This is a genomic window from Amphibacillus sediminis NBRC 103570 (assembly GCF_001552275.1).
Classification (GTDB): Bacteria; Bacillota; Bacilli; order Bacillales; family Amphibacillaceae; genus Amphibacillus_B; species Amphibacillus_B sediminis.
The window spans coordinates 247,427-253,853 of the sequence record NZ_BCQW01000003.1; the positions used below are offsets into that span (position 1 = coordinate 247,427).

Consider the following 6,427-nt stretch of genomic DNA (forward strand, 5'->3'; position numbering starts at 1 on the left):
ATGATATTTTTTGAAAATTTCACCAACAGAAGAATTAAATAACGGATGTAGGAAGATAAAGTGAAACTTCGTTCAATGAGGGGTTCGATGCATAGGATGTGCTCGTGCAGACGTTGCGACATGACGTCGCGAGCTTAGTCAGCTTCCTCTTTCCCCCACTGAACGTTAGCTGAACCAATCGGGCCGTAACTAGCTGGGATCTCCCACTTAGACATGACGTGTGCCTTTATTTTCTTGAAGCAGGAGTCTTACAAAAGCCCTTTGATGGGGCGAGTAATCGCAGCCCCATCCAGTTACACTGCGATAAAAAAAGCGTATAGTGACAATACACTACACGCTTAAATAGAAGGGTGGAGCAAAGTGGGTTAAAACTTTACCAGATAATGAAGTTTGTTTGAAAAGATAAAATCTGTCTCAATCAAAGTATCTAACCATTCAAAGCCATTTTCATTAATAAAGAAGATGACATTCCAATACCGTTCTTGCCAATTATGATACGGTGCAAGCATTTTTTGAATATGATCATACTTATTCAACTGATGCTTATGCTGGTCCTTGATTCGCTTTTCAATTGCACGTGCCATGAAATGAATCTGTTCATTAATTAAGTCTTGGTTCTTCTCAGCCATCTGCTCTAAATCTCCTCCTAAGCTTGAAGCTATTTCTCTTAGGGGTTGATGAATAACAGAAACAGAAGACTTTATTTGCTCAATTAACGTGGTTAATGGCGGTTGCAATTGTTCAGTTAGATATCGAACCTTATCATGTTCGACTCCATGATTGATCACATCTACAGCCTCATAGTCTAATTGCTCTAACTGTTTAGCTGTATATCGATCGAGTAAAGTAAAGGATAGTCTCGGTAAAATTGGCGGGACCTTTAAGTCTAAAATATGAAATGCCGGCTGTAAAACAGACCAATAGGCTATTTCCCCAGGCCCTGCCAAAAAAGCAAGTGTCGGAAACAGTAATTCTTGCATTAGTGGACGTGTGATAACATTATTGCTAAATCGATCAGGGTTAGACTTAACTAACCTTAGTAATTCACTGGTATTAAATTGACAGCTTAGATCCTTGCCAACCCATGTATCTGCTTCAGTAGACTCCAGTAAAGTCCGTTCATTTTTATGAAGATAAAATAAGTGCCCATCTGTCGGTTGCAGATCTAGAGGTATGGAATAGCCTTTCGCTGTTAAGTTACGCCATTGCTTGAAAACCTTATTTGCAAGCTCAGGTCGCTTCCTAATCATGGTTGAGAAGTAATCGACCTCAATTTCTCTTAAAGATTTATCACCAGAATCGACCATGACCAAACCATACTTACCGAGCAGCCAGTCAGTAATAGAGGCAAAATAATCGACAAAGGTATCCGCTCGGTCGAGTAAGCCAATTAATTTGTGATAAAGCTCATGTGTATAGCCTGTCTCTTGAAAACCTTTAAAAATATCAGCTAACCAAACCTTAATTTGAGAACGCTCTAAGGCGATATCAGAGATTGGTGTTTTTTTAGCTATAAACTGTTTAACTGCATACTTATCTAACTGGTGTTCTTGATTTCGATAAATGTGATTTATTTCAGCAAAATCATGATCCTCACCGGCGATCCAAAAGACGGGAATGACAGGAACCTGCAAGTTTCTTTCTTGTTGCCGTGCACATACTATAATCGAGATCATTTTATGAATCGTATAGAGAGGGCCAGTTAACAATCCTGCTTGCTGACCTCCAATGACAACAACACTATTCGAATCAGCCAAGCGTTCAATATTAGATAGAACTGATGGGTGATTTCCCCATTTACGATACTGTTGTTTTAGCACACGTACCAATTCAGAACGCTGATAGGTTTGCTTTTGAAGATCTGCTAATCGATCCTTAAATATATTGTCTTGATAGGGATTATAATCAAAGTGTTCCATTAAAGAATCTTTTTGATTGAGATAATCTTGAATAAGTGGATCCATTGCCACTGTTAATGCTTCTAATTCCATATAACCTACTCCCTTAACCATGCTGCACTATCGATATTTTACATGATTTCACCCAATAAATTAACTATTTAGCTTCAGCACAATCGCAATAGTCCCAACAATAAGATTTATAAAAAAAAGAATTAAAAAAAGCGCACGCCAATATAATTGGCAAACTCGTCTAATTAAAATATCACCAACTAATTTCCATTGAAAAATGATTAATATCAAAAAAACAATTAATAATACAAGTGTAACTGGACCAATAATAGAAAAATGAAAGGTTTGCTCAAACATGATAAAAAATAATATTAAGTAGAAAATGGCAGAAAATTGCATACTTTCATGAATAGCGCGCTTATTATTCCCAGTTATCATTTTTCTAACGCCATAAATAATCAGGGTGACAATAATCGGAAAAGTTACACTGACAGCCAATAAATAGGTCAAAATCTGGATCATTTAACCCCTCCAACTTCCCTCTCTTTAATTTGAGCATAATATTTTCTAATCATCGGGATTGACTCCCCAGCATGTTGAATAAAGTAACCTAGGATGCTATCAACTTCTGTCAATCGCCCTGATTCTAAATCTACTTTCATTGATGAATCATTGGCCGCTGTTTGATGTGCAATTTTCTTTACACGTCCCCATTGTAGCTTCGGGTCCATTTTTAAAGCACTAGCAACTTCGTAAGTGAGTGCTTTTGCTTCTTGATAAAGAGTTTGATTTGACAATATCGCTCCATTTTGAACATGATGTATAGCGGTAATTGGGTTAATAACCGCGTTAATAACTAGCTTCTCCTTCAATAAACATTCAGCATCGTCTAACCAATTAATTGGGAATAGCTCTGATGCAAGCATACGCATTCGTTTAACTAAATGGGGGGTAACCAATCGATATGGCGACAGGTTAACCTGACCATAACCAGTATGTGTTACAGAAACATAATCTTCCCTACGCCCCCCGTGTTCACATGTAGCTAGAAAGATAGGTTGTTTTAATTGATATTGCTCGATTAAATCCAAATGTCCCATACCATTTTGCATAAATACAATCGGCCAAGGCTTGTCCCTTAATTCCTCTAATACGTCAACTAATTGATATGATTTAACAGTCAATAAAAAAACATCAGCATTTTCTAATTCTTTTATTAGCTTTGCACGAACTAAGCAGTGACGATTATCCGGAAGATAGGTAATGCCGTGATTAGCTTTAATAGACTCACATTGTTCCTCGTCACGCAGATATAAGGTTACATTATGATGAGTCGATAATAAGGCAGCTGATAATAACCCAATTGAGCCACCTCCAACAATACCAATGTTCATAAGTTTACACCTCATCGCTTGTGCATAAATTATTAACATTCATCAGCATATACCATGTGAGCCATTTCGTCAAAATTAATTCTATTCTTTATCTATTCGTGCCTAATTGACAATCAAGTACGCGTTTATAGCCACAAAAAAAGACTAGTTAGGACAAAAGAGCCTCGCTAGTCTCACTAGATCTATTGGAACTGTTTAACTTCATTCATTAATGAAGCAATTTGATCAAATAATTTCTGATAAATAATTAATTCATCGTTTAACCGCTCATTCTCCTTCACAATTTTATCGTAAAGTAATGTTTTTTTATCACGTCCATCTTCAATTAATTCACCTTTTACTTTTTCTAACCATTGAATGGCTTGTTCTAATGTAAATGCATCGTGATTTATTTGGTTAAGTTGAGTAGCAGGTTGGTTCAATTTTTTTCTTTCTTTTTTAGCCTGCTCAATAGCGTCTTCGTGTAGCTTCCGAATGGTTGCATTCCATCTAAAACCACAGGCTGCCGGAGTTCGATTTAGCTGTTTAGCCACATCTTTAAAGCTTTCGAGTTGGGTCCGGCCGCTTTTAATATAGCCGAGAACGGTATCAGCAAGTAGCTGATCTTCTTCTAACGTCCAAGCATCTTGTCTATTTGTGCTCATATCTTACGCTCCTTCTTATTCTATTTGCTATAACTATATGCAAATTATCATACTGATAGAATAAGACACTAAAAAAATTAGTCCTAGCGTGTAAATCTTTCGAATCATTAAGTCCTCGGTATACTAGATGAAGTTAAATACTTTTGATTACGTACTTCAGAACTCTCCTCGTAGCTAGCATAAAGATGCTCCTTCTTCATTCATCCAATTTCTAGCTTACTTTTATGCCATAGCCCTCCAAATTCCCCTATACTAGCAAGCATCATCTTAACTAATGCTAGCATAAAAAAATACCAGCATAACTAAGCTGGTATTTCCCTATTAAGTCCTATACAATTAAGCTTCAACAACTTGCTTTCCATCATAATGTCCACATGCTTTACAAACATGATGAGGTTTTGTAAGCTCTCCACAATTTGAACAAGCAACTAGGCCTGGTACATGCAATTTTTTATGTGTACGTCGTTGGTTTTTTACTTTTTTAGATGTTCTTCTTTTAGGTACTGCCATGTCTTACACCTCCTTCACTTCCGAAACGAAAATCTCCTTAACTACAGGAATAGGAAGTGATGAATTACACTAATCCTTATTGATTTTCATTTTTATCATCATTTAATAGTGACTGTAATTTCTCCAAGCGAGGATCAATACGTTTCTCCTGTTGATCTTCTGAGATAACCGTCCAGCCCTTGCCCGCAGATAATGCGTTTGCTTCCATTTCTTCCGTATTTGCGTAAACACGAAATGGAACCTCTAGTAATACATTTTCCTTGATAAAAGGATCTAAGTCAAGTATTTCTCCGTCTACAGGATGAATTTCTGACTCATCTTCTTCTTTATAATAAGGGTCAATAGAAAATAATTCTACAGCCTCTATTTTAAAAGGATAAGCAACATCCACTAACGTGCGTGCGCAAGGCAAAATCATTGTCCCCTCTATCTGGAACTGACAGGTAATTGTTTTGCTCTGAGAGGATGCCGTCCCACTTACGGATACCGTGCCGATCTCCCTAATGTCATTATTCGGTAATGACGCAAGCTCAGAAAGATCAACCTTACCTTCGAAAGAAAATAAATCTGTTTGAAGAATCTTTTGAATCGAAATATTCATGTCTATCACCTCGAAAGCACAAAATTTATTGTAAAATGTATTCTGCAATTTGTCAATATTTTTTCTTTACAGCAGCCATGTTTTTCATCACCTAGCCACATGCGTAATTTTAGTAAACATGTTACAATCATGAGGATAGGAGTGAATGATATGAGAGCTGTTGGTCTAATTGTTGAATATAACCCATTTCATAATGGGCATCTCTATCATATCGAACAGGCAAAGCTCAAGTCAAATGCTGACGTTGTTATAGCTGTCATGAGTGGTCACTTTCTTCAGAGAGGCGAACCAGCGATTGTTGACAAATTCACTCGAGCAAGAATGGCAATTGAGCATGGGGTTGACCTTGTTTTCGAGTTACCCACACTGTTCGCGATACAGCATAGTGACTTATTTGGTTTTGGGGCAGTCTCCATCCTCAATCAGCTTGACGTCGATCATATTGTGTTTGGTAGTGAAATAGGTGATATCACTCCATTTTATCACGCTGCGAACCAAATCAAAGCCAACCAGAAAATAATTGAAGCTCAATTAAAACAGGAACTAGCAGCTGGTAACAGCTATCCAAAAGCCTATTTAGAGGCGATGCAGACATTGATCAGCGATACTGATCTTGATCTTCACCAGCCTAATAACATACTTGGATTAAGCTATGTTAAAGCCCAAGCTCAAATCAATCCGCAGATCAAGCTAGATACAATCCAACGCATCCAAGCTGATTATCATCAGGAGCATTTAACTCAACCAGTAGCAAGTGCCACAAGTATCCGATTAAAAGCTTTAAGTGATTTAACCAACACGGATTATAAAATGCTAGCCATGCCTCGATTAAGCTTTGATTTACTTAAAGCATATGCAAATCAAGCTGGACTTTTACATCACTGGGATGATTATTTCCCTTACCTTAAGTATCGGCTACTTTCAGATTCTTATGACCAGTTACAGCAAATCCATGGTATGACCGAAGGATTAGAATATCGACTTAAAGATAAAGTATCATCTGCAAACGACTTTCCAAGCTTCTTGGCTCAAGTTCTGACTAAACGTTACACCAAAACACGCATCCAACGCTTGTTTACACATATTTTATTAAATATATCAGAGCGAATGGTGCAGCAAGCTATTCGTGCGTTGACTAAGCAAAAAGCTGTTGATCGTATACGTCTATTAGGGATGAGCCAATTAGGACAAGCTTATCTTAATCATACAAAAAAAGAACGATCGTTCAAAATCATAAGCCAATTAAAGCAGGATCAAACTCAATTATTACAAATCGATGAACTCGCATCAAATTTATACTATTTACCACTAGCTAAAGAAAGCCAAGCTCAGCTTAAACAGCAAGAATTTGCACCACCTTATATCAAA

The 6,427-nt window shown here is 37.2% G+C and carries 7 protein-coding genes; 1 reads left to right on the forward strand and 6 read right to left on the reverse strand.

What is annotated here, in order from left to right:
- Positions 1–365: 365 nt before the first annotated feature.
- The 6 genes from bshC to ASE01S_RS04310 all read right to left on the reverse strand — a co-directional run bounded on the left by bshC (position 366) and on the right by ASE01S_RS04310 (position 5,059).
- Entirely contained in the window at positions 366–1,991 is a 1,626-nt protein-coding gene (gene bshC / locus ASE01S_RS04285) for a bacillithiol biosynthesis cysteine-adding enzyme BshC (protein WP_067838861.1), read from the reverse strand.
- Between the two features lie 60 nt (positions 1,992–2,051).
- Positions 2,052–2,432 carry a DUF3397 family protein gene (locus ASE01S_RS04290; RefSeq protein WP_067838864.1) on the reverse strand — a complete coding sequence of 127 codons (381 nt, stop codon included), beginning with the start codon at positions 2,430–2,432 and terminating at the stop codon, positions 2,052–2,054.
- The gene (locus tag ASE01S_RS04295) at positions 2,429–3,304 is read right to left on the reverse strand and encodes a ketopantoate reductase family protein (RefSeq protein WP_067838867.1); all 876 of its coding nucleotides are present in this window, start codon (positions 3,302–3,304) and stop codon (positions 2,429–2,431) included. Before ASE01S_RS04295 ends, ASE01S_RS04290 begins: the two co-directional genes overlap by 4 nt.
- A 182-nt stretch (positions 3,305–3,486) precedes the next feature.
- A complete protein-coding gene (locus ASE01S_RS04300) occupies positions 3,487–3,948 on the reverse strand; it encodes a hypothetical protein (RefSeq protein ID WP_067838870.1) in 462 nt (153 codons plus the stop codon).
- A 336-nt stretch (positions 3,949–4,284) separates the two neighbouring features.
- On the reverse strand, positions 4,285–4,458 hold the full coding sequence (gene rpmF / locus ASE01S_RS04305) for a 50S ribosomal protein L32 (protein WP_067838873.1): 174 nt from the start codon (positions 4,456–4,458) through the stop codon (positions 4,285–4,287).
- Between the two features lie 76 nt (positions 4,459–4,534).
- Entirely contained in the window at positions 4,535–5,059 is a 525-nt protein-coding gene (locus ASE01S_RS04310; protein WP_067838877.1) for a YceD family protein, read from the reverse strand.
- Positions 5,060–5,209: 150 nt separating this feature from the next.
- On the opposite strand from ASE01S_RS04310, the gene ASE01S_RS04315 reads away from it, so the two are divergent.
- Positions 5,210–6,427, forward strand: a 1,218-nt coding sequence (locus ASE01S_RS04315; RefSeq protein WP_067838879.1) for a nucleotidyltransferase, incomplete at its 3' end; no start/stop codon positions are given.

Excerpts from the sequence above, each read along its gene's own strand:
- bshC (WP_067838861.1), bottom strand. The coding sequence starts at position 1,991 with ATGGAATTAGAAGCATTAACAGTGGCAATGGATCCACTTATTCAAGAT.
- ASE01S_RS04300 (WP_067838870.1), bottom strand. The coding sequence starts at position 3,948 with ATGAGCACAAATAGACAAGATGCTTGGACGTTAGAAGAAGATCAGCTA.
- ASE01S_RS04295 (WP_067838867.1), bottom strand. The coding sequence starts at position 3,304 with ATGAACATTGGTATTGTTGGAGGTGGCTCAATTGGGTTATTATCAGCT.
- ASE01S_RS04310 (WP_067838877.1), bottom strand. The coding sequence starts at position 5,059 with ATGAATATTTCGATTCAAAAGATTCTTCAAACAGATTTATTTTCTTTC.
- rpmF (WP_067838873.1), bottom strand. The coding sequence starts at position 4,458 with ATGGCAGTACCTAAAAGAAGAACATCTAAAAAAGTAAAAAACCAACGA.
- ASE01S_RS04290 (WP_067838864.1), bottom strand. The coding sequence starts at position 2,432 with ATGATCCAGATTTTGACCTATTTATTGGCTGTCAGTGTAACTTTTCCG.